1 protein-coding gene is annotated in these 1,372 nt (G+C 70.5%); it reads right to left on the reverse strand.

The window, feature by feature from the left end; translation table 11 throughout:
* Position 1: 1 nt before the first annotated feature.
* On the reverse strand, positions 2 to 1,291 hold the full coding sequence (locus tag Q0112_RS16805; protein ID WP_297977141.1) for a cyclopropane-fatty-acyl-phospholipid synthase family protein: 1,290 nt from the start codon (positions 1,289 to 1,291) through the stop codon (positions 2 to 4).
* Positions 1,292 to 1,372 lie beyond the last annotated feature (81 nt).

Below are 1,372 nucleotides of genomic sequence, written 5' to 3' on the forward strand. Positions count from 1 at the left end.
CTCAGGAGCCGGTGCGGCGCTTGGGGGCCGGTGCGTCGTGGAGGACGGCGTACTCGGGGATCGCGAGTTCGGCGCGCGCGAGGCGGGCCATCGCCTCGGGGATGTAGGCGCGGGTGAGCGGCACGCTCGCCTGGTCGTGCGCGAGCTGGAGGTGGGAGACGTGGATATGGTCGTGGCGGAAGGAGCTCTCCGACCCGGCGAGGTAGAATTCCCACATGCGGATGAAGCGTTCGTCGTAGAGCTCGAGCACCTTCTCGCGGTTGGCGAGGAAGCGGCGGCGCCATTCCTTCGTCGTCTCGGCATAGTGGAGCGCGAGGATCTCGGTGTCGCGCACGAGCAGGCCGGCCTTCTCGACGGCGGGGAGGACCTCGGAGAGGGCGGGGATGTAGCCGCCGGGGAAGATGTACTTCTCGATGAAGGGCTGGTTGTAGGGCGCGGGATAGGGCTGCGACATGGCGTGCAGCAGCATCACGCCGCCCGGCGCGAGCAGGCGCGCGGCGGTGCGGAAGAAGGTCGGGTACTGCGGCAGGCCGACGTGCTCGAACATGCCGACCGAGACGATGTTGTCGAAGCTGCCCTCGACCTCGCGGTAGTCCTGGATCAGGAAGCGCACCCGGTCGGAGAGGCCGGCGGCGGCGGCGCGCTCGGTGGCGACGCGGTGCTGCTCCTGGGAGAGGGTGATGCCGGTGACGTCGGCGCCGGCGACGCGGGCGAGGTAGAGCGCCATGCCGCCCCAGCCGCAGCCGATGTCGAGGACGCGGGCGCCGGGGCGGACGAGGAGCTTGGCGGCGATCAGGCGCTTCTTGGCGAGCTGGGCCTGGTCGAGCGTCATCTCCGGGCGCTCGAAGAAGGCGCAGGAATACTGCATGTCGCCGTCGAGGAACAGGCGGTAGAGCCGCTCGTCGAGATCGTAGTGGTGGGCGACGTTGGCGCGGGCGGCCTTGAGTCCGACGGCGCGCAGGACCGGTGCGTGGGTGATGCTGCGCCAGAGGTGCAGGCCCTTGGCGCCGCCGGTGGCGACCTCGGGGCGCATGTTGCTCTTGGCGAGCGCGATGACGTCGTAGATGTCGCCCTCCTCGAGGAGGATGCGGCCGTCCATGTACATCTCGGCGAAGGCGAGGCCGGGGTCGAGGAACACGCGGCGGAGCGCGCGGTCGTCGGCGATGCGCAGCGCGAGCGGCGTGCCGGTGCCGTCGCCGTAGCTCTCCTGCCGCCCGGAGGGGAAGGTCACGCGCAGCGTCCCGGCCGGGACCTGGTTGCGGAGGATGGCGTGAAGGGACTGTTCTAGCATTCGTCTTCGGCGCGCGTCTGGCAATATTGCCCGGGAACCTAGCGCCGGCGGTAGGGCTTGCCAAGGCCTTGGGCCGGCGGG

The organism is uncultured Amaricoccus sp., from assembly GCF_937858865.1.
GTDB lineage: Bacteria > Pseudomonadota > Alphaproteobacteria > Rhodobacterales > Rhodobacteraceae > Amaricoccus.